Source organism: Nonomuraea sp. NPDC048901, from assembly GCF_040649695.1.
GTDB lineage: Bacteria > Actinomycetota > Actinomycetes > Streptosporangiales > Streptosporangiaceae > Nonomuraea.
On record NZ_JBEZFW010000001.1, the window covers coordinates 713,027 to 738,448 of the forward strand.

At 70.6% G+C, this 25,422-nt stretch carries 25 protein-coding genes; 13 read left to right on the forward strand and 12 right to left on the reverse strand.

Annotated features, from left to right (window positions below; translation table 11 throughout):
• Positions 1 to 56: 56 nt before the first annotated feature.
• Together AB0C30_RS03535 and AB0C30_RS03540 are read right to left on the reverse strand one after the other, a co-directional pair.
• The gene (locus tag AB0C30_RS03535) at positions 57 to 713 is read right to left on the reverse strand and encodes a response regulator transcription factor (protein WP_357939141.1); all 657 of its coding nucleotides are present in this window, start codon (positions 711 to 713) and stop codon (positions 57 to 59) included.
• Positions 706 to 2,754 (reverse strand): sensor histidine kinase, encoded by a 2,049-nt coding sequence (locus tag AB0C30_RS03540; RefSeq protein ID WP_357939143.1) that lies wholly within the window; start codon positions 2,752 to 2,754, stop codon positions 706 to 708. The genes AB0C30_RS03535 and AB0C30_RS03540 overlap by 8 nt, the downstream gene beginning before the upstream one ends.
• 146 nt (positions 2,755 to 2,900) lie before the next feature.
• Here AB0C30_RS03540 and AB0C30_RS03545 point away from each other — a divergent pair, with 146 nt between their 5' ends.
• From AB0C30_RS03545 to AB0C30_RS03555, 3 genes are all read left to right on the forward strand, one after another.
• Positions 2,901 to 3,551, forward strand: coding sequence for a hypothetical protein (locus tag AB0C30_RS03545; protein WP_357939145.1), 651 nt, complete (start codon positions 2,901 to 2,903; stop codon positions 3,549 to 3,551).
• An 88-nt stretch (positions 3,552 to 3,639) separates the two neighbouring features.
• The gene (locus AB0C30_RS03550) at positions 3,640 to 3,930 is read left to right on the forward strand and encodes a hypothetical protein (RefSeq protein WP_357939146.1); all 291 of its coding nucleotides are present in this window, start codon (positions 3,640 to 3,642) and stop codon (positions 3,928 to 3,930) included.
• A 14-nt stretch (positions 3,931 to 3,944) separates the two neighbouring features.
• Entirely contained in the window at positions 3,945 to 5,063 is a 1,119-nt protein-coding gene (locus AB0C30_RS03555) for an NlpC/P60 family protein (RefSeq protein WP_357939148.1), read from the forward strand.
• Between the two features lie 76 nt (positions 5,064 to 5,139).
• On the opposite strand, the gene AB0C30_RS03560 is transcribed toward AB0C30_RS03555, so the two are convergent.
• Positions 5,140 to 5,343: a cold-shock protein gene (locus tag AB0C30_RS03560; RefSeq protein WP_214640926.1), complete on the reverse strand. Its 204-nt coding sequence runs from the start codon at positions 5,341 to 5,343 to the stop codon at positions 5,140 to 5,142.
• 522 nt (positions 5,344 to 5,865) lie between these two features.
• On the opposite strand from AB0C30_RS03560, the gene AB0C30_RS03565 reads away from it, so the two are divergent.
• The gene (locus AB0C30_RS03565; RefSeq protein ID WP_357939149.1) at positions 5,866 to 6,453 is read left to right on the forward strand and encodes a hypothetical protein; all 588 of its coding nucleotides are present in this window, start codon (positions 5,866 to 5,868) and stop codon (positions 6,451 to 6,453) included.
• A 169-nt stretch (positions 6,454 to 6,622) separates the two neighbouring features.
• Here AB0C30_RS03565 and AB0C30_RS03570 read toward each other — a convergent pair whose 3' ends face one another.
• The 8 genes from AB0C30_RS03570 to AB0C30_RS03605 form a co-directional block, all read right to left on the reverse strand.
• Positions 6,623 to 7,153, reverse strand: a complete 531-nt coding sequence (locus AB0C30_RS03570) for an N-acetyltransferase (RefSeq protein ID WP_357939151.1) — start codon at positions 7,151 to 7,153, stop codon at positions 6,623 to 6,625.
• A gap of 286 nt (positions 7,154 to 7,439) precedes the next feature.
• The gene (locus AB0C30_RS03575; protein WP_357939153.1) at positions 7,440 to 8,219 is read right to left on the reverse strand and encodes a FadR/GntR family transcriptional regulator; all 780 of its coding nucleotides are present in this window, start codon (positions 8,217 to 8,219) and stop codon (positions 7,440 to 7,442) included.
• Positions 8,220 to 8,287: 68 nt separating this feature from the next.
• Positions 8,288 to 9,541 carry a four-carbon acid sugar kinase family protein gene (locus AB0C30_RS03580; RefSeq protein WP_357939155.1) on the reverse strand — a complete coding sequence of 418 codons (1,254 nt, stop codon included), beginning with the start codon at positions 9,539 to 9,541 and terminating at the stop codon, positions 8,288 to 8,290.
• Entirely contained in the window at positions 9,538 to 9,936 is a 399-nt protein-coding gene (locus AB0C30_RS03585; RefSeq protein ID WP_357939157.1) for a VOC family protein, read from the reverse strand. The genes AB0C30_RS03580 and AB0C30_RS03585 overlap by 4 nt, the downstream gene beginning before the upstream one ends.
• Complete coding sequence (locus AB0C30_RS03590; RefSeq protein WP_357939159.1) at positions 9,929 to 10,699, reverse strand: aldolase/citrate lyase family protein; 771 nt, start codon at positions 10,697 to 10,699, stop codon at positions 9,929 to 9,931. The genes AB0C30_RS03585 and AB0C30_RS03590 overlap by 8 nt, the downstream gene beginning before the upstream one ends.
• 46 nt (positions 10,700 to 10,745) lie before the next feature.
• Positions 10,746 to 11,765: a hydroxyacid dehydrogenase gene (locus tag AB0C30_RS03595; RefSeq protein WP_357939161.1), complete on the reverse strand. Its 1,020-nt coding sequence runs from the start codon at positions 11,763 to 11,765 to the stop codon at positions 10,746 to 10,748.
• Entirely contained in the window at positions 11,765 to 13,645 is a 1,881-nt protein-coding gene (locus tag AB0C30_RS03600) for a hypothetical protein (protein ID WP_357939163.1), read from the reverse strand. Before AB0C30_RS03600 ends, AB0C30_RS03595 begins: the two co-directional genes overlap by 1 nt.
• Positions 13,642 to 14,646 (reverse strand): aldo/keto reductase, encoded by a 1,005-nt coding sequence (locus AB0C30_RS03605; RefSeq protein ID WP_357939165.1) that lies wholly within the window; start codon positions 14,644 to 14,646, stop codon positions 13,642 to 13,644. Before AB0C30_RS03605 ends, AB0C30_RS03600 begins: the two co-directional genes overlap by 4 nt.
• A gap of 140 nt (positions 14,647 to 14,786) precedes the next feature.
• Here AB0C30_RS03605 and AB0C30_RS03610 point away from each other — a divergent pair, with 140 nt between their 5' ends.
• Genes AB0C30_RS03610 through AB0C30_RS03650 form a run of 9 tightly spaced genes read left to right on the forward strand, consistent with a single transcriptional unit; the run spans position 14,787 to position 24,096 of the window.
• Positions 14,787 to 17,432, forward strand: a complete 2,646-nt coding sequence (locus AB0C30_RS03610; RefSeq protein ID WP_357939167.1) for a family 78 glycoside hydrolase catalytic domain — start codon at positions 14,787 to 14,789, stop codon at positions 17,430 to 17,432.
• Positions 17,429 to 18,742 (forward strand): extracellular solute-binding protein, encoded by a 1,314-nt coding sequence (locus AB0C30_RS03615; RefSeq protein WP_357939169.1) that lies wholly within the window; start codon positions 17,429 to 17,431, stop codon positions 18,740 to 18,742. Before AB0C30_RS03610 ends, AB0C30_RS03615 begins: the two co-directional genes overlap by 4 nt.
• Complete coding sequence (locus AB0C30_RS03620) at positions 18,739 to 19,650, forward strand: sugar ABC transporter permease (protein ID WP_357939171.1); 912 nt, start codon at positions 18,739 to 18,741, stop codon at positions 19,648 to 19,650. Before AB0C30_RS03615 ends, AB0C30_RS03620 begins: the two co-directional genes overlap by 4 nt.
• The gene (locus AB0C30_RS03625) at positions 19,647 to 20,465 is read left to right on the forward strand and encodes a carbohydrate ABC transporter permease (RefSeq protein ID WP_357939173.1); all 819 of its coding nucleotides are present in this window, start codon (positions 19,647 to 19,649) and stop codon (positions 20,463 to 20,465) included. The genes AB0C30_RS03620 and AB0C30_RS03625 overlap by 4 nt, the downstream gene beginning before the upstream one ends.
• Before the next feature lie 11 nt (positions 20,466 to 20,476).
• Positions 20,477 to 21,226, forward strand: a complete 750-nt coding sequence (locus AB0C30_RS03630) for an SDR family NAD(P)-dependent oxidoreductase (protein ID WP_357939175.1) — start codon at positions 20,477 to 20,479, stop codon at positions 21,224 to 21,226.
• The gene (locus AB0C30_RS03635; protein ID WP_357939177.1) at positions 21,226 to 21,600 is read left to right on the forward strand and encodes a carboxymuconolactone decarboxylase family protein; all 375 of its coding nucleotides are present in this window, start codon (positions 21,226 to 21,228) and stop codon (positions 21,598 to 21,600) included. The genes AB0C30_RS03630 and AB0C30_RS03635 overlap by 1 nt, the downstream gene beginning before the upstream one ends.
• 1 nt (position 21,601) lies before the next feature.
• On the forward strand, positions 21,602 to 22,831 hold the full coding sequence (locus AB0C30_RS03640) for a Tm-1-like ATP-binding domain-containing protein (protein ID WP_357939179.1): 1,230 nt from the start codon (positions 21,602 to 21,604) through the stop codon (positions 22,829 to 22,831).
• Positions 22,832 to 22,856: 25 nt separating this feature from the next.
• Positions 22,857 to 23,678 (forward strand): phosphoenolpyruvate hydrolase family protein, encoded by an 822-nt coding sequence (locus AB0C30_RS03645; RefSeq protein WP_357939182.1) that lies wholly within the window; start codon positions 22,857 to 22,859, stop codon positions 23,676 to 23,678.
• Between the two features lie 10 nt (positions 23,679 to 23,688).
• Positions 23,689 to 24,096: a cupin domain-containing protein gene (locus AB0C30_RS03650; protein WP_357939184.1), complete on the forward strand. Its 408-nt coding sequence runs from the start codon at positions 23,689 to 23,691 to the stop codon at positions 24,094 to 24,096.
• Positions 24,097 to 24,198: 102 nt separating this feature from the next.
• On the opposite strand, the gene AB0C30_RS03655 is transcribed toward AB0C30_RS03650, so the two are convergent.
• Positions 24,199 to 25,080, reverse strand: a complete 882-nt coding sequence (locus AB0C30_RS03655; protein ID WP_357939186.1) for a CAP domain-containing protein — start codon at positions 25,078 to 25,080, stop codon at positions 24,199 to 24,201.
• Positions 25,081 to 25,422: the final 342 nt, after the last annotated feature.

A 25,422-nucleotide genomic window follows, 5' to 3' on the forward strand; every position in this document is an offset into this window, starting at 1 on the left:
TACGACGTACGGAGCAGCGAATCGGCTCATCAGACGTGGGGGAGCGGCGAAACGGCTCACCGTCCCAGACCCGCGTCCCGCGCCCGGACGATCGCCTCGGCCCGGTCGGCGACGTGCAGCTTGGCGAAGATGTTCGAGACGTTGTTGCGTACGGTCTTCGGCGACAGGAACAGGGCCGAGGCGATCTGCGCGTTCGCCCGTCCCGCCGCGACCAGCGAGAGTATCTCTCGTTCACGGGGCGTGAGCTGCGGAAAGGCCGGGTCGTCCGAGCGCCCGGTCGCGTTGCCGGTGAAGAAGTCGGCGACGCGACGGGCGACGGCCGGACCGAAGATCGCCTCGCCGTGGGCCACCGCGGTGATCGCGCGGACGATCTCGGCCTGGTTCGCCCCCTTGAGCAGGTAGCCGCGGGCTCCCGCGCGCATCGCGGCGAACAGCGTGGCGTCCTCCTCCGACATGGTCAGCACCACGACCGCGATGTGCGGGCTGTCGGCGACGACCCGCCGGGTGGCCTCGATGCCGTCCAGTCCTGGCATCCGTACGTCCATCACCACCACGTCCGGCTGCGATTCGGCGGCCCGCTCGACCGCTTCGGCGCCGTTCGCGGCGGTGCCCACCACCTCGATGCCGGGTATCGAGCCCAGCAGCACCGCCAGTCCGTCACGGTAGACCGGGTGGTCGTCGGCGAGCAGCACCCGGATCGTCTCTTCAGACACCGGCCGTCTCCATCGCCTGCTCCAGCGGGAGCCGCGCGCCGACCAGCGTCCCGCCGCCGGGCGGGCAGCTCACCTGGCAGTCTCCGCCCAGCTCGGCGGCGCGCTCCCGGAGCGACAGCATGCCGACGCCGGCCACCACGTCCGGCCCGATGCCCACGCCGTCGTCGCGGATCTCCACGTCCAGCCTTCCCTCTCGCACGGTCAGCGTGATCTCGCACCGTGTCGCGCTCGCGTGCCTGGCCACGTTGGTGAGCGCCTCGGACACGATCCGGTAGGCCGCCACCTCCACGGCCGCGGGCAGCATATCCAGCCGCTCGTCGCCGCCGACCATGACCCGCAGCCCCGCCGAGCGGAAGCGGTCCGCCTGCTGCTCGATGGCGCCCCTCAGCCCCAGCTCGTCCAGGGCGGGCGGGCGCAGGTCGTGCACCAGCCTGCGTACGTCGGCCAGCACGCCGGTCACCTCCTCGGCCGTCTGCGCCAGGATGCGGTCGGCTTCGTCGGGCGCGGTGGCCGCCAGGTTCCTGGCCGCCTCGACGCGTAACGCCACCGCCCCCAGGCTCGGGCCCAGGCCGTCGTGCAGGTCGCGGCGGAGCCGGCGGCGTTCCTCCTCCCGGGCGAGGACCAGGCGGGCGCGGATGCGCTGCAGGTCGGTGCTGAGCTCGCTGGCCCGCGCCGCCGCGGCGGCCTGCCGTACGAGATCGCCGAGGAGGCGCTGGTCGCGTTCGGTGAGGTCCGTACGGCACAGCACCAGCAGCCCCACCACCTCACCCCGGTAGGCGACCGGCAGGGACACCGACGGCCCGCGCGGCGAGCCGTGCTCCACCACGGAGCGTTCCCCGCCCGGCCCTTCGATCTCCACCCTGACGTAGGCCAGCCGGAACGCCTCGGCCAGCGTCCTGGCCACCGCGAGCAGCTGCTCGTCCGGGTCGGTGGCCAGTTCCAGCCGCTCGGCCAGCGTCGAGACCGTGGCGTACGGATCGTCGCGCGACCCGCGCACCAGCCGCCGCGCCACCCGCCACAGCCAGGTACGCAGCGGCGCGTAGAGCACCGCGACGATCGCGATGGCGGCCAGCGCCGAGTCCCGCTCGCCGAGCACGCTCCCCGCCACGGTGAACACCGCCACGTCCACCAGCACGACCAGCGCCGCGAGCACGGCGTAGGTGACGGTGGCCGACAGCAGCCGGTCGACGTCGTACAGCCGGTACTTGGTCACCGCGACGACCACGGCACCCGACGTGACCGCGATGGACAGCCCGAGCAGCAGCGCGGGGACCTGCGGCGGCAGCCGGAGCGGGAACAGCAGCACGAGCATGTCGGCCAGCGCCGCCCACATCAGCCAGCGGATCTGGGCCCGCCGCTCGGCGCCGGACGCCCGGTAGCGGCGCACCACCACCGCGAACGGCACCACGACACTCACCAGCACCGACACGTACGCCACCCGCAGCGCGACCTCCCAGACCGCGTACGGGAGCGGGACGGCGAACAGATCGAACTCCAGCCGCTCGATCTCCGGCGGCAGCGCGGTCTGGTGGAAACGCTCCATCACCGACGCGGGCGCCAGCGACAGCAGCACCGTCAGCGACCCGGTCAGCGCGAGGCTGGCCCTCGACAGCCAGCGCCACAACGGGGCTGAGGGCAGCCGCCCGTCCGGGAACAGCAGGATCAGCAGCGGCAGCCCGAGAAGCAGCGACGCCCCGAAGCACGCGTAGAACCAGTACGCCGCGGCGGTCCCCGGCGTGCCCGGCGCGACATAGACGCCGTACACCGCCCAGCTCGCCGCGAGCCCGTCCATCAGCCACAACAGCCCGAACCCGGTCAGCGCCCAGGCCACCGGATGGCGGGGCAGCCGGCGCAGCAGCAGCACGCCGGGCCCGAGCAGGGCCAGCCCCGACAGCGCCGCGGACCAGCCCGGCTCCAGCTCGGCGTTGAGCGGGATCCGCACGGCGGCGGCCCGGACGTCCAGCACCACCGTCGCCACGGTGATCGCCACCCCGACCGCGGCCAGCAGAACGGGCATGACCAGCGCCCGGGTCTTCGTCACGTGAAGCATTACACCGGATTTGTCCGTTCCTGTCCCGGGACAGGAGTCCCGGGACAGGAACGGGACACCGGGCCCTGCCTGCCCGGGTCTGCCCGCCCGGAAGCTGGTCCTCGTTGCTCACACCCTGTGGAAAGGACCAGATCACCATGGACCCGCACATCACGACGACACCCGCGAAAGCCCGCACTGACATGCCCGTCTCCGATGAACCGCCCATCACCGGTAAGCCCCCGCTCTCGCTCGGCATGGTGCGCGGCCTGGGCCTGTCGCTGACCGCCGGCACACTCGCCTGGGCGGCGAGCATCTTTCTGTACGGGACGCAGAACACCGGGTTCGAGGAGCGCGTCGGTGACCTGACCGGGCTCCTCTTCCAGGGCGGCGTGTTCGCCCTGCTCACCGTGCAGGCCAGGAGCCAGGCCACCGGGCTCACCCGGATCTCCCGGGGCATGCTCCGGGTCGAGGCGGTGCTGCTCGCGCTGGCCAGCGTCTGGTCGCTGCTGCACGGCGTCCTGCCCGAGCCCCAGCAGGACGGTCCGCTGCTGGCGGTCCTCGACCTCTTCTGGCCGCTGTCGATGCTCGGCATGATGGTGATCGCGGTGAAGCTCGCGGTGGCCGGACGGTGGCGCGGGCCGCTGCGCTGGTGGCCGCTGATCGCCGAGAGCTGGGCCGTCGTGACGGTCCCGCTGTTCATCGTGTTCGGCGAGCAGGCGTCCCGGTGGGTGGGCGGGCCGCACCTGATCATCGGGTACGCCACCCTCGGCGTGCTCCTGGCCTGGCGTCCGGAGCTGACCCGTTAGGGGCTTACCGATACGATCAGCTCCTTGTGGGGGATGCGCAGTTTGATGGGCGCGTCACCGTCGGTCCCGTACCCCTGGAGGATCGCTGATGGCGAAGGTCGACCTTCACCGCCAGGCGCTCGAAGACTGCCAGTCGGCGGCGAACCGTTTGTCCAAGGAGTTCGCCGACCTCGCTGGCGGGTATCCGGCCAAGACCGCCAACTCCTCGATCTTCGGTGACCTGACCGGCTCCTCCTCGCTGGCCGCCCTCCTCGACAAGATCGAGACCGGGGTCTCAAGCGAGCTGGGACATGTCCAGAACAAGCTCCAGGGCGTCGAGCGGGCGCTGGAGAAGGTACGCGACAACGTCCACACGGCCAACCAGGCCTCGGGCGCTTGATCAAGGAGTGAAGCGTGGAGCTCGGCGACCTGCCCGGCGGTGACGGCCTTGCGAACATCCTCAAGTCCGTCAGTGGCGATCCCGGCTCGGTCCGCGGCGTGGCCAAGCGCTGGCGCGGCGCCGGCGGCAAGACCGGCGAGTACGTCGGCCGCCTCGGCACGTCGGTCAAGGGCGTCAACACGGCCTGGCAGGGCGACTCCGCCGACGCCTTCGACAAGTACATGCGCCGCTACTCCACGGCCGGCGGCGCGCTCCACGACGCCCTGACGAACAGCGCGACGGTTCTCGACGACGTCGCCCAGGCGCTGGAGACGGCCGCCTCGAAGGTACGCGGGATCTGCGGCGACGTCCTCGACAAGGCCCGCGCCTACAAGACCAACAATCCGGACGCCACGCAGGCAGAGTTCGACAAGGCGCTCGCCTCTCCCGTCGCCGACGCGGTCGAGGACGCGAAAACGCACCTCACCTCGGTCAACAAGGTCGTGAACCAGGCCGTGAAGACGATCGGCGAGCACTGGAACGGGCGGGAGGCGACGTTCGCCGCCATCAAGGCGCCCGGCGACCAGACGTTCGTGCCGGCGCCGGGCCACACCGTCCACTGGGACCCGACGCCGCTTCCCGACTGGCAGAAGACGACACTGGCGAGCGCGAACGGCAACGGCAACGCTTACAGCCCCGCCTCCGCGTCCGCCCCGGTGGCCGCGTCTTCCGGGTCCGGCGGATCTTCGGGCTCCGGGGGCTCCGGGGGTGCGGTCGCCCAGGCCGTGCCGTACGTGCCGGGTGGCGGCACCGGCGCCGACATCGTCAACGCGGCGCGGCAGCACCTCGGCAAGCCGTACGTCTGGGGCGCCAACGGCCCGAGCGCCTTCGACTGCAGTGGGCTCGTCTACTACTCGCTGAACCAGGCGGGCATCAAGATCGGCGACACCACGGCGGCCGGCTACCAGGCGAGCGGGCACCCGATCTCAGGGCCACCGCAGGCCGGTGACATCGTCTTCTTCGGCGCCCCGCCCGACCACGTGGGAATCTACATAGGCGACGGCAAGATGATCCACGCGCCGCACCCGGGGGCGAACGTCCGGGTGGGAGAGGTGGCGGTCCAACACGGCCCGATCACCTACCGCCGCTTCTGACCCCCGCGCTTCTGAACACACGCGAGCCGGGGCCCGCGTGTGCGGACCCCGGCTCGTCGTGGTGTTACGTCGTAGATCAGACCGGAACGATGTTCTCGGCCTGCGGGCCCTTCTGGCCCTGCGTGATGTCGAAGCTCACCTTCTGGCCTTCCTGCAGCTCGCGGAAGCCCTGGGCGGCGATGTTCGAGTAGTGGGCGAAGACGTCGGCGCCGCCGCCGTCCTGCTGGATGAAGCCGAAGCCCTTTTCAGAGTTGAACCACTTCACGGTGCCAGTCGCCATGTCGATCTCCTTTGATAGGCGCAGAGCCGGGACTCGCAGGTCACGAATCCCATGTCGCCGCAATGACCCATCCGGAAATGACCGGTGAAAACAACACGCCTTCGGGGCGGAACCCGTCGGGCGCGCAAAGTTCGTGGGTACCAAAACTGCAACAGCTGCCACGCTAGCACGTGGCCTCTCATACTCCCTCCCGAAAAATGGGAGATCTTGCGGCCTGCCTGCTGGAACGGAAAATCGCCGCCTGGACACCGGCTCCCGACCGGTCGAGGAGCGCCGCCTGCCCCTGCCAGACGGGCCCGAGAGCACGCGCAATCTGGGCGGTCGTGACCATCGACCATGACCCGACACGGTCGACGCACTCTCGCCGCCGGCGGGACCGCAAAATTTATGTCAACCCGACATAGATAAAACAAAGCGGCATATCAGACATCTCTCATGTGGCGTCGGGAGAGTTCAGGGCGTGCGGATGACCTTCGGGGGCCGAATTCATCGGGATGCGGCCGGGTCATCCAGGATTGGACGTTGATCTCAGTGCGTTTCCTGAAGCCCCTCACCGTGACCCTGGCCAGTGCCGCCCTCGTCGCCCTGCCGTTCGCGGGCGGCGCCTTCGCCGACAGCGGCCAGCCGCAGCCCGCTCCGACGGTCACCCCGGGCGTGAAGACCACCCCGACCACCAAGCCCACCGCACCGGTCAAGACCGGCCGCCCCACCGCGACGGACGACAACGCGCGGCCCAAGCGCCCGACCTCCACCGCCCACGAGCGGGAGACCACGGCCTCCACCCTCTACTTGAAGGAGCACCGGAGCCCGGCCTCTCTCGAGGTCTCGGTCAACCCGACCCGCGTCAAGCAGGGCGCCTCCTACGGGGTGACCATCGTGGTCAAGGGCGCGTCGGCGGGTAAGGCGGCCACGATCACGAGCCCCGAGGGCAAGAGCTACCGCGTGTCGCTCGACCAGCGGACGGTCACCAAGACGCTGACCGTACCGGCCAAGGCCAAGCTCGGCGCCAAGACGGTCACCGTCAAGGTCGGCAACCGGACCGCCACCGCCCAGTTCACCGTCGTCCGCGGCGCCGACCACCGCGACGACCACCGTCACGAGGGCAAGTAGCCGACCACCGCCACGAGGGCGAATATCGGGAGGCCCTCGTCGCGGAACCAGCCCGCGCTGTGGGCCCGGCCCTCCCCGTGGCCGGTCCCGCCAACGCGGGCGCCCGCGCCGCCGTACCAACTGAGCTGGTACGGCGGCGCGGGCTTTTTAGCGCCGGCTCAGCGCGGGATCACACGCCGAACGGCGGCGCGTACCGGATCGTGCCCGCCGGCAGCGGGCTCCCGTCCAGCGACATGGCCATCAACGCCTCGTCGGGCACGTCGAAGGACACGCCGATGCCGTGACCGGAGGCGATCGTGAACCCGAAGCGCGGGTAGTACTCGGGATGCCCGAGCACGACCACGGCACTCTCGCCCAGTTCGCGGGCCGCCTGGAGCGCCGCCCGGGTCACTGCCGCGCCCGCCCCCTGCTTCTGTACGGCCGGCGACACGGCAACCGGCCCGAGGGCCAGCGCGGGCGCCTGCCCGACGTGGCAGCGGGTGAGGAGGGCATAGGCGACGATCTCCCCGTCAGGGGCGACCCCCACCCAGGACAGGCCCGGAATCCAGGCCGGGTCGAGGCGCAGTGCCTCGACGAGGTCGGCTTCCAGCGGGGTGGGGAAGGCCGACAGGTTCACCGCGCGGATGGCGGCGGCGTCTTCGGGCGTTTCCGCCCGCGTTGCGATGTTGAACGGCGTGATGTCGAGCGGTGTGGTGTTCAACGGAACCCTTCATCGGAAGAGAGGGCTCCCGCGGAGAACGGCCGAGCTCAGCGGCAGTGACCGGCTCCCGGGCAGCCCGGAAGGACAGAGGAGGAGATGCCGCGCACAGCGGCCACCCAACGGGCGGTCATACGCTCCTCGCTCCCTTCCTGCTCAACCGGCGCCTCGGCCGTCGTTTCAACCGACATTGATCAAGGTACCGCATGGCTGTCCGCTATGTCAGCTCGCGCGACCGAGACCATCCGCTCTTCGTCGTCCTGTCGGAGGCGTCAGGCTGTCGGAGGCGTCAGGCTTCGTCGTCCTTGTGGGGAGACTCGTCGTCCTGGAGGGAGCGGTGCAGGCGGCCGCTGGCGGCGTCCATGTGGCCGCGCATGGCTGTGACGGCCGCCGACGGCGAGCGCTGTTCGATCGCGGCCAGCACGGCCGCGTGTTCGGCGATGGTGGTCTGGGTCTCTCCCGCCTCGTGGATCGCCCGCCGGATCCAGACCCGCAGGAGCGAGCGGATGCTGCCGAGAATGTCGTCAAGGACCGAGTTGCCCGCCGCGTGCGCCAGCGTGAGGTGGAAGGCGACGTCCGCTTCCACGAAGGCCGTGCTGTCCTGGGCAGCGCGCATGTCGGCCAGGTGGGCGCGCAGTTCCTCGACGGCTGCGGCGTCGGCGCGTTCGGCGGCCAGCTCGGCGATCACCACCTCGATGTGCTTGCGGGCCTCGATCAGGTCGAGGACCTGGGGCTGGCCCAGCATGAGACCCCATTCGATGGCGCTGGGCAGCAGGCTGGACGTGCTCTGCCTGAGGTAGGTCCCGTCTCCCTGACGTACCTCGATGATGCCGAGCACGTCCAGGGCCTTCAGCGCCTCCCTGACCGTGGAGCGTCCGACGCCGAGCGTTTCGGACAGCTGGCGCTCGGACGGCAGCCGGGTGCCCGGCGCGAGGTGGCCCGAGAGCAACTGGGACAGCAGCTGCCTGGCGATGTCGACCACTGTGCTCTCGCGCTGGGGCGCGGCGAGGGAGATGGACGCCGTCTCCGCTCTCCCCGCGCGCCTGGCCTTGCCTTCGGACTCCGCCACGGTCTTCCCTTCCTCATCAGCCCGAAGGCCTCGTCAGCCCGAGGGCCAGCCTCAAGCCATCGTCTGCCTCAAGCCATCGTCGGCCCCAAGGCTTGTCGACCCGAAGGTCCCAGCAGCCCGAAGGCGTCCGCCACGTCCACCAGGGTTCGCTCGTCGCCCACGTTCCCGGGTACGACGGCGTAGGAGAGCGTAGCCCCGACGGGTACGCCTATCTCCCAAACGGCCACGCCGGGCCGCAGCGGTCCCAGCACGCGCGCGCGATCCGCCCCCAGCCCGTCGCGCGCGACCTGCGCCGAGGTGATGCCACCCTTGGCGATCACCGCGGTGAGGCGCGGACGGAGCGAGGTCACCGTAGCGCACAGTGCGGCCATGACCTTGGCGCCGTGCCCGAGCGTACTGTGCCGGGAATGCCTGACCCGCTCACTGGCGACCAGGGCGACACCCCGTTCGGCGAGGTCGAAGCGGGCGAGTCCGGCGACCCGGCGGCCCTCTGCCTCGGGCTCCGACAGGGCGGCCTCGGTGGACGCCGTACGTACGGGAACGCGAAGTTCGGTGGCGAGTGCGGCGAGTTGCGCGCCGGCGGCCTCGGTATGGGACCCGCAGACGACCAGCGTGCCGCCGGGACGGCGGTGTAGCGGCCGGTCGAGCAGCCCGTACGCCAGGCGTCTCGCGCGCATGGCGGCGAGTGGCGCGGCGCAGCGCAGCACGACGGGGACGTTCGCGGATCGGGCGGCGTCGATCGAGGCGGAGATGGCCGCCAGGTCGGCGTCCGTCTCCACGTCGGGGACGATGACCGCCCCCGGTACGGCCCGGCGCAGCACCGGATCCAGACCGCCGCGCCGTACCGTCTCCAGAGGGACCGTCGTCGCCGCGCGCCCGCCGGTCTCCCTGACCCACTCCGTCATCGTCCTGGCCGAATAGCCGAAGACCGGGTCGGCGGCGAACTCGGTGTCGGCGGCCACCATCCAGCGGCCGTTCACCATGACGCGGTGAACCCCGCCGACCGTCACCCGCCCGATGGCGGGATAGGCCGGGACGAACACCAGCACCCCGTCGGCCGCCCCGAGCGCGTCGGCCTCGGCGAACACGTGCCCGCGCAGGGTGGAGTCGCCGCGCAGGACGTACTCGGCGTCGTCGCCGCACCTGTCGCGCAGCCGGCGTACCAGGCTCACGGCCCGGCCCTCCTCCATGGCGCGGGTGTTGGTGAGGACGTAGTACGACGGGTCGGCGGGGAGTTCGGCGTCCGGGTCGAGCAGCACCGGCACATCGGCGGCGGCCTGGGTGCCGGTGGGATCGTCGTCCAGGACGATGACCCGGCTCATCGCACCGGATCCCGCTCGGTCAGCTCCACGCGGACGCCGTTCGGCTCCCCCAGCAGGAAGCAGGCTCGCCGGCCCCGGCCGCCCATGAAGATCTGGGCGCTCTCCTGCCCCGGCAGGCCCGCGAGCGTCGTCTCGATGTCGGCGACGCTGAAGCACACGTGGTGCAGCCCCTCACCACGCTCGCGCAGGAAGCGGGCGACGGGCCCGTCCCTGAACGGCTGCACGAGCTGGAGCATGACGTTGCCCGCGTCGAGGTACGTGAGCCGCACCCCGGGATCCTCCGCCCGTTCGTCGCCGATCACCGTCATGCCCAGCCGCTCCACATAGAAGGGCAGGGCCTGGTCGGCGTCGTGGACGGCGATCCCGACGTGGTCGACGTGGTCGAAGTCAGCCAAGTTTCCTGACCTCGCGCAACCCGGTCCGCAGTGCCGCCTGATAGATCCACAGATCGCCGCCGTACGCTAGGATCCTGAACCCGCGCTCGACGAGCATGGCGGCCTCCTCCTTGCTCCCCGCCATGAACCCGGCGAACTTGCCGGCGGCCCGCGCCGCCTTGGCCACCCGGTCGAGCGCCGCCAGGTAGTCGGGATGGTCGAACTGTCCGGGAATGCCCATGCTGTTCGTCAGGTCGAAATGCCCGATCCAGAGCACGTCCACCCCGTCCACCGCGGCGATCTCCTCCACGGACTCCAGACCGGCGACGGTCTCGATCTGGGTGATCACCATGGTCCGGGCGTTGGTGTCGCGCATGTAGGCCACGTTGTCGGTGACGACGTAGTCATCGTGCGCGACCCCGAAGGCCGCCCCCCGTACTCCGTCGGGCGGGTACTTCGCCCAGCGCACCACGTCCCGCGCCTGGTCGGCAGAGTCCACCATCGGGATCATGATCCCGCGCGCGCCGGCGTCCAGCGCGCGGGAGATCTGGGTGCGCTCGGCGGTGGGGACGCGGATGTACGGCTCGACGCCGGTCGGCCGGGTGGTGGCCACGACCTTGCCGAGGGTCTCCCACCCCCAGCCGGTGTGCTCCGCGTCATAGATGACGAACTGCGCTCCGGCGCCCGCCACGAGCCGGCCGATGCCCGTGGTCGCGAACTCGAAGACGAAGGTGCCGAGCACGAGCTCGCCGCTGTGGAGCGCCTGCTTGATGGGACCGGTCAACGGAGGACCTTTCTGCAGATTCTGGAGAAGTGGGGTGCGGGGTCGGTCACTGGAGGGCCTTTGAGGAGAGACGCGGGTGGTCGAGTGCCGCCGGATTGACCGGGTACGCCGGTGCGCGACCGGCGGCGACATCGAGAGCGGCCTGGATGGCGCCGCGCCCGTTGCCCAGCGCGAGCTCGTCGGTCCAGGCGACGGCGTGCGGGCTGAGCAGCACGTTGTCCAGCGCCAGCAGCGGGTCGGCCGGATCGGGCGGCTCGACCTCGAACACGTCCAGCGCCGCCCCCGCGATGCGCCCCTGGGTGAGCGCCGCAGTGAGCGCGGCCTGGTCGACGATCGGACCTCTGGCGACGTTGACCAGGTACGCGGTCGGTTTCATCCCGGCCAGCCGCCCGGCGTCGATGAGGTGGTGGGTCTCCGGGGTGAGCGCACACGTGATCACCACGAAGTCGGCCTCGGCGAGCAGCGTGTCCAGCTCGACGAGCGTGACACCGGCCGCCGCCGCCCGCTCGGGATCGGCGTACGGGTCGGCGGCGAGCTGCCGCATGCCCAGCGGCGCGCACAGCCGCGACAGCTCGCGGCCGATGTTGCCCCAGCCGACCAGGCCGAGCGTCCTACCGGTGACGCCGGTCCCCATGTAGTCCAGCTTGTCGTTCCACCGTCCCGCGCGTACCAGCCGATCCTTCTCGCCGAGCCGGTGCGCGGCGGCGAGCAGCATCGTCAACGCCGACACCGCCACCGGCCCGCGCACGCCGTCGGGCGTGATGGTGACCAGCACGCCGTGCCGGGTACACGCCTCGACGTCCACGTTGTCGTAGCCGACACCGAACCGGGCGACCAGGACCAGCCGGTCGGCGCCCTTGAGCGTGTCGGCGGTGACCCTGGGGGTCAGGACGATCAGGGCGTCATAGCCGCGCACCGCCTCGGGCGGGATGTCACCGGCCACGGCCTCGATGAAGTCCCACTCGACCCCGTCGGCCGCGTCGAGCGCGGACAGGCCGATGTCACCCCAGCCGATCCGCCCGTCGTCGGTCAGGAAGTCTCGGGTCAGGCCGATCCTGAAGGGCATCAATGGTCTCCTTCTGAGGGCGGGGTCCTGCGGGTGTGAGGCTTGCGGGGTGCGATGAGGATCGCGACGGCCGGTGCGGTGAGGGCCGTCGTCTCGGTACCGGGCGGATGCTCCTGTACGACCACGCCGCCCGCGTCGCCACCACCGGTGACTGTGGTGACGGTGTAGCCCCGAGTGCCGATGAAGACCGGCTCGCCGCCGCCACCACCGCCGCCACCGCAGTGGCCGCCGTCGCCGTCGCGGTGGCCGTCGCCACGGCCGTCGGCGTCCAGCGCCGCTGCCAGGACGAGCCGTCGTCCGCCATGGTGCACGGCCAAGCCGACCAGACCCGCCGGTAGCCCGGCGTCGACGAGCTGCCCTCCTACGAAGGGACGCAGGGCGGCGAGCACATGCCGCAGCCCGGACGACATGGCGTCGGCGGCATCGCAGGCGTCGACGGAGATCGCGGCTGCTCCGGCGTTGGCGAGAGTGATCAGGGCGGCAGTTAGCCAGGTCGTGCGGAAGAGGGCGGACGGCGCGGGATCGTGAGCGCCGCGCGGGGCGGCGAAGCCGAAGGTGGGCAGCAGGCCGACCGGCCCCACGAGCACGGGCAGGCAGTGTTCGGCGGCTTGCCCGACGAGCAGCGGGTGGACCGCCAGCGTTTCCCGCGCGCTGGCCTCGTCGTCGTGGTGGGTCTGGGCCGCGATGGGGAAGCAGACCAGGTCGAGCAGGTCGGACGGTAGAGACACGGCCCGGTTCAGCTCGGCGAAGTGGGCCCGACTGCCGCCGCCGATCCGCACCGGCGGCCCGGCGAAGGGCACCTGCGCACCGTGGAATGGCGGTGGCATACGCCGGAAGGACCGCCGGGCGGCCTCGGCGAGTTCTCGGGGAGTGCCGTGTGTACGGTCGAACACCAGGAGCGTGTCCAGGCCCGGGACGTCACGCAGTGCGGCCACCTGGTCGGACGACGAGCAGACGGCGCTCAGCGTGAGCGTCGCCCCGGCTGCCCTGGCGGCGGCGGAGAACCGGTCGGCCACCTCGCGCCACCCTGGCTCGTCCAGATCCACGGTCCCGTGCAGGAACGAGGGTCCGGCAAGCTTCCGCCCGTCCACCGGGGGCCGCCTCAGGTACAGCCCCACTGACGGAAGCGTCCCCCCGGCTGGCTTTTCTCGCTGGGTGTGCGGTTCCGCGAACGCAAGTGGGTCTTCGGAAGGGGGTTGCGGGATTCGGAGGCGTACCCGTGTCGTCGGGCCACCGCGGATCCGGCGCCGGGGTGGGCGTGACTGGGATGGCGGGTAGTCGGTGACCGTCAGGTGGAGGCGCTGGTGGACGTGGTCGCCGCGGCGTACCGTCACCGGCCGGCCCAGCCCGAGCGGCGTCCCATAGGTCTTGTAGCCGGCGTCGCTCCAGTTCCGGTGGTCCTCGGTCTCGAAGGTCTCGCCGTCCAGCTCGATCGTGACCAGCGCCCCACCGTCCCGGTAGCGCATGGTCCTGATGCCGGTGAAGATCTGATGCGGGCTGATTCGCTGCGGGAACTCCCCGGCGGCCTGCCCGTTGACCTCGACCGGGGTGCCCGCCAGATGCGGCGGGTGGATGAGGCAGAGTCCGATTCTGGTTCGCTCGAAGTCGCGCTCCGCCCGACCGTCGAACGCGAACGTGAGTGAGTCCTCCGTGACGGTCGCCGTTCCGCGCCAGCTGAAGTCCGCGCCGTGCCGCACATCCAGCGAGAGGGAGAGCGATGACGAGTTCGCGGTCGTGCCGGGGTCGGTCCGCAGCAGTCGCCCCGGCACGGTCATCCACCGGCCGTCCCTGACCAGCACGCCCACCCGGCGCAGCAGGAGCAGCCCGCCGAGTCGTACTCGGTCCAGATGCGGACCGGCGAGCAGGAAGGAGACGGTCATCGCTCGCTCTTCCGCAGCCTGAGCAGGCTCTGGGCGGTGCGTGGGTACGACGGGACGGCGGTCAGCGCGTCCAGTTGGGCCGGTTCCAGGCGTAGGTCGGCGGCGGCCACGCTGGTCCTGAGCTCAGTGAGGTCCTCCGGGCCGATGACCGCGCTGGCCACCGCCGGGCGGGACAGCAGCCAGGCGAGGGCCAGGTGGGCGGGCGGGTGGCCCCACTCGGCACCCAGTGAATCCAGGCGCCCGGCCGTCGCCAGGTGTTCGGGTGAGAAGCCGCCGCCACCCCAGCGCCGCTCCCCGCTGTACTCCCGCCCGCCGGTCCCGGCCAGCAGGCCGCCGTTCAGTGGGCTGAACGCGACCAAGGACAGCCCGAGGCGCAGGCAGGCAGGGACGAGCTCCGCCTCCGGTGTGCGGTCGAACAGGTTGTAGCGCACTTGGACGCAGACCGGGCCGTGCAGGTTGCGCGCCGAGCAGATCCACAGGGCCTGGACGGTCTCCCACGCGGGATAGGTGGACAGCGCCGCATGGCGGACCTTGCCCTGACGGACCAGGTCGTCGAGCGTGGCGAGGGTCTGTTCGAGCGGCGTGTCGGGGTCGGGGTGGTGGGCGTAGTAGAGGTCCACGTGGTCGGTGCGGAGGCGGCGCAGGCTCCGTTCGAGCTGCTGGATCAGGTGCCGCCGTGACAGGCCCCGGTCGTTGACGCCGGGTCCGACGCTCTCGCGGGCCTTGGTCGCCAGGACGACCTCGTCCCGCCGGCCGGCCAGCGCCCGGCCGAGTATCTCCTCGGCCGACTCGCGCTCGGTCCAGGGCGGTACGCCGGGGCGGTCGAACTGCGGGCGGTTGCCGTAGGCGTTGGCGGTGTCGAAGAAGTTGATCCCATGGTCCAGCGCGCCGCGCACGAGCCCGGCGGCGTCGGCGGCGCTGGGGGCCACCCCGAACGTCGCCGTGCCGACGCAGAGCCGCGACACCCTGATGCCCGTCGGGCCGAGCAGCGCGTAGTCCATGACATGGGACGGTACGTCCCAAAAGCGGCATTGGTCAACCGGTTGACCAATCGCGCAACATCGATGTAACGTGCGCCACACCGGCCCTCTTAAAACGATTCAGATCGGTTGTGGGCCTGCGAAGGGAAGTGGTCAAGCCCATGCCCAGCCTGTCTCCGTACGGCCTCACCTGCGAGTTCCTCGAACAGCCACTCGGCATGGACGAGACCGCGCCCCGTCTGTCCTGGAAGCTCCGCTCCGACGACCACGGCGATCGCCAGACCGCCTACCGGCTGATCGTGCGTGCCGGAGACCAGGTCGTCTGGGACACCGGAGGCGCCGGCGAGCACCAGGTCGTCTACGAGGGAGCGCCCCTCCGGCCCTCGACCCGTTACGACTGGTCGGTGGAGGTGCGTGACGCGTGGGGAACCGCGGCGGGCCGTACGGACTCGTGGTTCGAGACGGGGCTCATGGGCGGCTGGCGCGCGGCCTGGATCGCCAGGGACGATGGCGCGCAGCCGGTCTTCGAGCCGCCGGTCGAGGACGACCGCTCCTTCACCACCCGCAAGCTGACCGCCTGCGCCCACCTCCGCCGGGCCTTCGACCTGGCCGAACTCCCCGTGCGGGCGCGACTGTACGCCAGCGCCCGCGGTCTGCACCGGTTCTCGCTGAACGGCGTGCGCGTCTCCGACGCCGAGCTCGAGCCGGGCTGGACCGACTACCGCCACCGGATCAGGTACCAGTCCTACGACGTCACGGCGCGGCTGCACAAAGGGCCGAACGTCCTGGGAGCGTTGCTCGCCGACGGCTGGTGGAGCGGCTTCGTCGGTATGGACCCCCGCAAGGCGGGCAAGCTGTACGGCGACGCGCCCGCGCTCATCGCCCAGCTCGTGCTGGAGTTCGCCGACGGATCACGCCACGTGATCGCCACGGATGAGGACTGGCGCGAGTCGCCGGGCCCGCTGCGCCACTCCGACCTGCTGATGGGCGAGTACTACGACGCCCGCGCCAGGCTGGACGGCTGGGACGGCCCCGGCTACGACGACGCCGCCTGGACGCCCGTGGCCGTCACCGGCACGGACACCTCGGAGCTGGTCTGGTCACGCAGCGCCCCCGTACGCGTGGTCGAAGACCTCCCGACCGTGCGCGTCCTGCGCGGACCCGGGGGCGAGACCATCGCCGACCTGGGCCAGAACATGGTCGGCCGGGTCCGGCTCACCGTTCACGGCGCCGAGCGCGGGCGGCGGATCCAGCTCCGCCACGCCGAGATCCTGGAGGAGGACGGTTCCCTGCACCTGGCGAACCTGCGCCGCGCAGAGGCCACCGACGTCTATGTCTGCGGCGGCGACCCGGTGGAGGTGTACGAGCCCGCCTTCACCGTCCATGGCTTCCGCTACGTCGAGATCACCGGATTCGACGGGCGGATCGAGGTCACCGGGCGAGTGCTGCAGAGCGAGCTGCCGTGGACCGGGGAGTTCTCCTGTGACGACCCGCTGGTCAACCGGCTGCACGAGAACATCCGCTGGGGCCAGCGCGGCAACTTCGTCTCGGTGCCCACCGACTGCCCCCAGCGCGACGAGCGGCTCGGCTGGCTGGCGGACGCCCAGGTCTTCCTCCCCACGGCGGCCCGCGGCGCCGACGTCTCGGCCTTCTTCGCCGACTGGATGGAGGACGTGCTGACCGGGCAGGACGCGGAGGGATCCTTCCCCGACGTGGCGCCGCTGGTCTGCCTGACCAGGGAGGGGGCGCCGGGCTGGGGCGACGCGGGAGTGATCGTCCCCTGGTCGCTCTACCGCTTGTACGGCGACCGCCGCGTGCTGGAGCGCTGCCTGCCCGCGATGGCCGCCTGGGTGGACCAGATCGAACGGCACAACCCCGACCTGATCTGGCGCCGCCGTACCGGAAGGAACTACGGCGACTGGCTCCAGATCGGCGTGGACACCCCGCGCGACGTGCTGGCCACGGCCTACTTCGCGCAGTCGGCCACGCTCGTCGCCGAGGCGGCGCGGATCCTCGACCGGCCGGAAGCCGAACGGTACGAGCAGCTGGCCGCGGCGATCAGAAGAGCCTTCAACCAGGAGTTCGTCGCGCCGGACGGCCGCATCCACGGCGACACCCAGACCTGCTACCTACTCGCCATCGAGTTCGGCCTCATGCCCGCCGAAGTGGCCGCCGAGCACCTCGTGCGTGACATCGCCGCGCACGACGGCCATCTCACCACCGGCTTCCTCGGGGTCGCGCTGCTGTGCCCGGTGCTCACCAGAATCGGCCGCGCCGACCTGGCCTACGAACTTCTCCACCAGGAGACCTTTCCCAGCTGGCTGTTCTCCGTCAGGCACGGCGCCACGACCATCTGGGAACGATGGGACGGCTGGACCCCCGACCGGGGCTTCCAGGCGGCCACCATGAACTCCTTCAACCACTACAGCCTGGGCGCCATCGGCGACTGGCTCTACGGAGGAGTCGCCGGGATCGGCCAGACGGCGGACTCATCCGCGTACGCCGGTCTGGTGATCCGCCCGCGGCCGGGTGGCAAGCTCACCCGGGCCCGCGCCGTGCAGGAGACCGCTCGGGGGCGAGTCGAGTCCGCATGGTCGGTGACGGACGGCGTGCTCACGGTGGACGTGCTGATCCCCCCGGGGACGGACGCCACGGTGCACCTCCCCACCGGCGATCCCGAGGCGATCGAGTCCACCGCCCACGTCACCGTCCTCGAACGGCGTGACGGGACGGTCGTGTGCTCGGTGGCCTCCGGACATCACCGTTTCACGGCCCCCTGGGCCGCCCATGAGAGGACAACGCCTTGAACACCCCCACGCGCCGCGATTTCCTCCGCACCGGTGGCCTGGCCGCCGCGGCGGTGACGCTCAGCTCCTGCGGCTGGGGCCGGACGGACCCCGCACCGGCGAGCGGAGGTACGGCCGGCGCGAGCCTGAAGGTGTGGGACCAGTTCACCACCTCCCCGCAGAACGAGACCGTCAAGAAGGTCTACGACCTGTTCAAGGGTGCGACGATCACCCGTACCTCGCAGACCGGCGACCAGCTCACCACGGTCGGCAAGACCGCGCTGGCCTCGGGCACCGGCCCGGACGTCATCTACTACCAGGTCGGCGCGGGCAACGCCGGAGTGCTGGCCGAGGCCGGCCTGATCAAGCCGCTCGACGACGTGGCCGCGAAGTACGGCTGGCTGGACCGGCTGACGCCGTTCGCGATCAGGGAGGCGTCGCTCGGCGGCAAGCTCTACGGCCTGCCCGACGAGTCGGAGAACACCGTCCTGTTCTACAACAAGACCCTCATCGACAAGGCGGGCCTGACCGTCCCCGAGACCTTCGACGAATTACTGACCTTCGCCTCGGCCGCCGCCAAGAAGGGCTACACGCCCATCGCGTATGGCCAGTCGGACGTCTACCCGAGCTGGTGGGCCTTCTCGATGATGGCCAACAACCTCGCGGGCGCCCAGCCGATGGGCGACCTGATCTTCGACAACAAGGGCAGCTGGAACACCCCGCAGCTGGTCGAGGCGATCAAGCTCTTCTTCGTCGACCTGGTCAAGGCCGGCGGGTTCATCAAGGATCTCAACTCGCTCGGCGGCCCCGACGCCCAGTCGCTCTTCCTGGCCGGCAAGGCGCTGATGAACCTCAACGGCACCTGGGCGGTCGGCACGATCGAGAAGGAGATGCAGGGCCAGGAGATCGGCATCATGGCCATGCCCTCGGTCAACGGCGGACCCCGCGTCTATCCCGGCGGCATCGGCTCGGCCTACTACATCTCGGCCAAGAGCAAGAACGCGGACGTGGCCGCCCAGTTCCTCGACTCGCTCTACAAGCCGGAGGCGGTACGGCTCTGGGTCGAGGGCGCCAAGATCTTCCCCCCGGTGCCGTTCGACTCCGCGGGCTGGAACCTCAGCCCGCTGCAGAAGCTCGCCATGCAGGCGGCCCAGACCGGCGGCGGCGACGCCAAGACCAACATCGGTTACGCCGTCAACCACGGCCTGGCCGCGCCCGGCTTCCTCAACGCGATGACCAGCGGCTTCCAGGCCGTGGTCGCCGGGGACAAGACCCCGGCCAAGCAGGCGGAGGAGCTGCAGAAGGCGTGGGAGGCGGGAGTGACCTCATGACGCTCACTCTTACCGCTACGCGTCGCGGGGCCCGCGTCACCCCGTCGCCGTCCGGCCGCACGCTCGGCTACCTCTTCCTGGTCCCGGCCGGGCTGTTGTACGCGGGCTTCATCTTGTGGCCACTGGCCCAGTCGGTCTACCTGAGCCTCACCGACTGGGACGGCGCCAGCCCCGAGAAGCGGTTCGTCGGCCTGGCCAACTTCCAGCGGATGCTCGGAGACGGCCTGTTCTGGCGCTCGCTCGGGCACAACCTCGTCTGGGTCGTCGCAGGCACCGCGCTGACGATGGGCGTGGCGCTGCTGCTGGCCATGTTCGTGTGGAACCGGCCACGGGGCTTCACCGCGCTGCGCACGATCTACTTCATGCCGCAGGTGCTGCCCGCGATCATCGTCGGCATCGTCTGGAGCTGGATCTACAACCCGGCCTTCGGCATCCTCAACCGGGCGCTGGAGGCGGTGGGCCTCGAATCGTGGACCAGAGGCTGGCTCGGCGACCCGACCTTCGCCCTGTACGCGGTGATGGTGGCCTCGGTCTGGGCGACCGTCGGACTGGCCTTCGTGATCTTCACCGCCGCGCTGCACAACGTGGACACCGACCTGCTCGACGCGGCCCGGATGGACGGCGCGAACGGCTGGCAGCGCTTCCGGCACGTGGTGATCCCGCAGCTGTCCAACGCGATCACGCTCGTCACCGTGCTGCTGCTGGTCCACGGCTTCCAGGCGTTCGACCACGTCTGGATCATGACCAAGGGCGGCCCGGACAACGCCACCCAGCTCATCGCCACCTACACCTACCAGAAGGCGTTCATGGAGAACGAGGTCGGCTACGGCTCCACTCTGTCGCTGGTGCTCACCGTGATCTCGCTCCTGGTGTCGGTCGCGGTGGTCCGGGTCAGGGAGCGCGCATGACGATCACCGTGAAGACGGCCAGGTACCTGATACTCGGGCTGTTCGCGCTGCTGTTCGTGATGCCGTTCCTGTGGATCTGGTTCTCGGCGCTGAAGAGCACGTCGGAGATCAACCAGGACCCGTTCGGCATCCCGACCGCGCTGCACTGGGAGAACCTCGCCGAGGCGTGGACGACCGGCCGGTTCGGCTCCTACATCGGCAACTCCGTGCTGTACGCCGCCTTCGTGGTGCCGCTGGTGACCTTCTTCTCCTGCCTCGCGGGGTACGCCCTGGGCACCCGCCGGCTGCCCGGCGAGCGGATCATCTTCGGCGCCTTTCTGCTCGGCATCATGATCCCGTTTCAGTCGATCATGATTCCGCAGTACTACCTGGTCAGGGATCTGGGCATCCTGGGGACGTACTGGGGGGTGATCGTGCCGAGCGTCGCGCTCGGCCTCGCCTTCGGGGTGTTCCTGATGCGCGCGTTCTTCCGCGGGCTGCCCGAGGAGATCTCGAACGCGGCCCGGATCGACGGCGCCACCGAGTGGCGGGTCTTCACCCGCATCGTCCTGCCGCTGGCCAGGCCCGGCATCATCACGCTGGTCGTGCTGCAGTTCATGTTCACCTGGAACATGTTCCTGATCCCCCTGCTGTACGGGCAGGACGAGGGGCTGCGCCCGATCTCCACCGGGATCATGTTCTTCGTCGGTGAGTACAGCGTGGACCGGTCGATGATCGCGGCCGGGGTGACGCTGGCGAGCATCCCCATCATCGCCCTCTATCTCCTCCTCCAGCGGCACTTCATTCAGGGCATGACCGCCGGAGCGCTTAAGTGAAAGGTTGCGTTATGAGGTTGGCAGGCAGGAAGGCCGTGATCACCGGCGCCGGCGGTGCCATGGGCAAGGTGTTCGCCCAGGTGCTGGCCAGGGAGGGCTGCGACGTCGCCGGGCTGGACGTGGCGGCCGAGGGGCTGGAGCTGTTCGGCGCGGCCGTACGCGAGACCGGGCGGGAGGCGCTGGAGCTCAAGGCCGACATCACCGACCTCGACGCGACCCAGGGCGCGATCGACGAGGTGGTCCGGGCCTGGGACGGGATCGACATCCTGGTCAACAACGCGGGCGGCGGTATGGTGCGGCCGTTCCACGAGATGACCGCCGCCGAGTGGCAGCGGATGGTCGACGTCAATCTGACCAGTGTTTTCAACGTGACCCGCGCGGTCGTACCGTCGATGCTGGCGCGCGGCGGCGGCCGGATCGTGAACATCGCCTCCATCGCGGCCCTGCGCGGCGGGCGCCTGGTCCGGCACGCGAGCGGCTACGCCGCCGCCAAGGCGGGCGTGGTCGGCCTGACCAAGGCCCTGGCCATCGAGTACGCCACCGACGGCATCACGGTCAACTGCATCGCCCCCGGCGCCCAGCACACGCCGGGCCGCGACCGCGACACGCCCGAGCAGCGGGAGGCCCTGCTGGGCCAGATCCCCACCAGGACGCTCGGCAGTCCGGAGGACCTGGCGGAGAGCATCGTGCACTTCTGCCTGCCGTCCGCCGCCTACCTGACCGGCGTCATCCTGCCCCAGGACGGAGGTCACTCGATCTGATGTCGATGGACAGCGGCAGAGCCAAGTACGACGAGGTGTACGGCGAGGGCGCGGCCGACCGGCTGCTCGACGCGCTGTCGGGCCCCGGCGCCGACCTCGGGCGCTACGGCGTGGAGTTCAACTTCGGCGAGATCTACTCGCGCCCCGGCCTGGACCTCAAGCAGCGGCAGATCGCCTCGATCGCCTCGCTGGTCAACATCGGTGGCGTCGAACCTCAGCTCACCGGGCACATCAACGCGGGGCTCAACGTGGGCCTCACGCCCGGGGAGATCGTCGAGGTGATCATTCATTGCGTCCAGTACGCGGGCTTCCCAAGGGCGATCAACGCGATCAATGTGGCGAAGAAGGTCTTCGAACAGAGGGGTGTGGCGTGAGATGCCGACCGTCGTACTGATCGGGACGCTCGACACCAAGGGCGAGGAGTACGCCTGGCTGCGCAACCGGCTGGTGGAGCTGGGCAGCGATGTGCTCGTGGTCGACGCGGGAGTGAAGGAGCCCGGCGTGCCGCTGCTCGCCGACGTCTCCAACGAGCAGGTGGCCGCGGCGGGCGGAGGTGACCTGCGGGCGCTCCAGGAGGGGGGCGACCGCGGGGCCGCCGTCACCGCCATGGGCGAGGGCGCGGCGGCGATCCTGACCGGGCTGTACGCCGAGGGCCGGGTCGACGCGGTGCTGGCCGTGGGCGGTAGCGGTGGATCGTCGATCGCCGCGCGAGCCGTCCGCGACCTGCCCATCGGCCTGCCCAAGCTGATCGTGTCCACGATGGCGTCGGGCGATGTGTCGCCTTATGTCGGAGCAAGGGACGTCACGCTGATGTACAGCGTGGTCGACATCGCCGGCGTCAACCGGGTCTCCCGGGCGATTCTCGGCAATGCGGCCGCCGCGGCGGCGGGCATGGCCAAGGCGCACCAGCTGGCCAGGGCGGTGCGTACGACGCAGAGCGACGAACGGCCGCTGATCGGCGCGTCGATGTTCGGCGTGACCACGCCCGCCGTGGACGCGGCGCGCGAGCGGCTGGCCGAGCTCGGCTACGAGGTGCTGGTCTTCCACGCGACCGGGTCGGGCGGCCGGGCACTGGAGGGGCTGGCGGCGAGCGGGCTGCTGGCCGGGGTGCTGGATCTGACCACCACCGAACTGGCGGACGACCTGGTCGGCGGGGTGCTGTCGGCCGGACCTGACCGGCTGACGGCGGCGGGCGCGCACGGCGTGCCGCAGGTGGTCGCCCCCGGCGCGCTGGACATGGTCAACTTCGGCCCGCGCGACACCGTGCCCGAGCGGTTCGCGGGCCGGCTGCTGTACGTGCACAACCCGACCGTGACGCTGATGCGCACCACGCCGGAGGAGATGGCCGAGCTGGGCGCCCGGGTGGCCGCCAAGCTCGGCGCGGCCAGCGGCCCGACGGAGCTGTTCGTCCCGCTGGGCGGCGTGTCCGCGCTGGACGCGCCGGGCATGGACTTCCACGATCCCAAGGCCGACGCGGCCTGCTTCGAGGCGCTGGCCGCCTTTCCCGCGACCAAGCGGTTCGACCTGCACATCAACGATCCGGAGTTCGGCCGGGCGATGGCCGAGCGGCTGCATCGCCTGATCTCGGGAGAGGATTCCGCATGACCAGGCAGCTCGGAGGGGATGCCGCATGACCAGGCAGGAGGTGCTGGCCAGGCTGCGCCGTACCCTCGCGGAGGGGCGGCCGGTGATCGGCGCGGGCGCGGGCACCGGCCTGTCGGCCAAGTGCGCCGAGGCCGGCGGCGTCGATCTGATCATCATCTACAACTCCGGCCGCTATCGGATGGCCGGGCGCGGCTCGCTGGCCGGGCTGCTGCCCTATGGCGACGCGAACCAGATCGTCGTCGAGATGGCCGCCGAGGTGCTGCCCGTCGTCGCCGACACCCCGGTGCTCGCGGGCGTCTGCGGCACCGACCCGTTCCGGGTCATGCCGCGCTTCCTCGACCAGCTGGCCGCGATGGGCTTCGCGGGCGTCCAGAACTTCCCCACCGTGGGCCTGTACGACGGCGTCTTCCGGCAGAACCTGGAGGAGACCGGCATGGGCTACGAGCTGGAGGTGGAGATGGTCCGGCTGGCCCACGAGCGCGACCTGGTGACGGCCCCGTACGTCTTCGACGAGGACCAGGCCCGAGCCATGGCCGAGGCCGGCGCCGACGTGCTGGTCCCGCACGTCGGGCTGACCACCAAGGGCAGCATCGGCGCGGGCACCGCCCTGACCCTGGACGAGGCCGTGACCCGGGTACAGGCCATGCGCGACGCGGCGGCGGTCGTCCGGCCCGACATCCTCGTGCTCTGCCACGGCGGCCCGATCGCCGAGCCCGCCGACGCGGCCCACGTCCTGTCGCACACCGAGGGCGTGGTGGGCTTCTTCGGCGCCTCGTCCGTCGAGCGGCTGCCCACGGAGCGGGCCATCACCGAGCAGGTACGAGCCTTCAAGTCACTGAACTTCTGAGGAGCTGCCCATGCACGTCAGTCCGGACTCCGTGCCCACGATGGCCTTCGACTGGGGGTCCATCAAGTGGTTCGTCACCCCGTCGGCCATCGAGGGGGCGAGCAGCACGCTGGGCGAGGTCATCATCAATCCCGGGCAGGGACATGCCCGGCACAACCACCCGACGGCCGAGGAGATCATCTACGTCATCTCGGGCGAGGCGTCGCAGATGGTCGACGACGGTGAACCGTTCCCGATCAAGGAGGGTGACACCGTGCACATTCCGGCGGGGGCCTACCACTCGACGTTCAACTCGACCTGGCGGCCGTTGCGGCTGATCGTCACGTACACGCCCGGTGGCGAGGAGAAGGCCCTGGAAGGGGCTCCTGATCTGCATCTGCACGAGCCCGGCAGCGTGGCGGAGTGGCGCCAAGCCTGATGAGCGCCCGGCCGGGTGGCCTGGCGAGTGCCAGGCCCTGACTGAGGTGATGCCCCGCGGCCGGGCGGCCGGCCGCGGGGCATCGTTCTGCTCGGGCGGCCGCTACTTGGCGGCGAAGTCCTGGGTCCAGTAGATCTGGCCCTTGGAGTTCTTGGCCGCGCCGACACCTATGAGGTTGTACTTGCAGTTCATGATGTTGGCCTTGTGGCCCGCGCTGTTCATCCAGCCGGTGACCACCGAGGCCGGGGTCGGCTGGCCCATGGCGATGTTCTCGGCCCAGCCCGTTCCGCCGGTGAAGCCCGCCCCGCGGATGCGGTCCATGAAGCTGCGGCCGTCCTGCGAGGTGTGGCTGAAGTAGTTCTTGGTCGCCATGTCGGAGGAGTGGCCGAAGGCGGCCTTGTGCAGCTGGGCGTCGTGCTTGAGCGGCTTGCAGCCGCCCTTCGCCCGCTCGGCGTTGGTCAGCCGCAGGACCTCGTTCTCGTCGACCGTTCCCACCACGTCAGTCGGCGGATTGGTCGTGTCGGTCGGAGTGGGAGTGGCGGTGGCCGTCGGCTTCGGTGATGGCGTCGGTGTGGTCGTGTCGGTGGGAGTCGGAGTCGGCGTGGTCGGCGTGCAGGACGACAGCCGGACCGGCCGCGACTTGCCGGAGTTGCCGGCGTAGTCGGTGGCGACCGCGTAGTAGACACCGGGGGCGCACAGCATCGAGACCGTGACCCGAGGGCTGATGCCCCTGCCCGACGCGCTCTTGACGATCCGGTCGGGGCCGGCCACCGCGCGCTTGATGCGGACGCGGACGAGGGCGCTGCCTTCGCAGCCGCGCCTGGTGGCGGATGTCTGGATCTTTCCGGCGGCGGTGACCTGCGGCTTGGCGACAGTCACGCGGCATGCGGGTTGCGGCACCGTCGCGGCGTGGGCCGTGGCGATCGGCGCACCGAGGGTGGCCAGGCTCACAACACACGCGAGTACCCCTAGGGGTCTACGCATATGGGTGTCCTCCGTATGGATGGACGGCGGGTGGGCGTTCCGCATTCTGTCGGTGCCAGGCACCCTTTGTCATGAAATTTCGGACATCCAGGTGTGACGGGGGTAAACCAGAGGGGGGTCTGAGGCGTCGGGAACCCCTGCTTGGCCGGGGGTTTGCGGCCGTAAACGATGGTTTGGGATTTTACTTAAGAGACGCCCGTTATGTCACACTCTGTGACCGCGGTGCTCTGGGCCGTGGTGGGCGGGGCGGCTGGAACCCGGCTCGACGCGGCGCGTGGCCGGGTGGCGGAAGCCGTATAAGCGGTGTCGCAGATTGACGTGGTAATCCGAATGGCTAACACT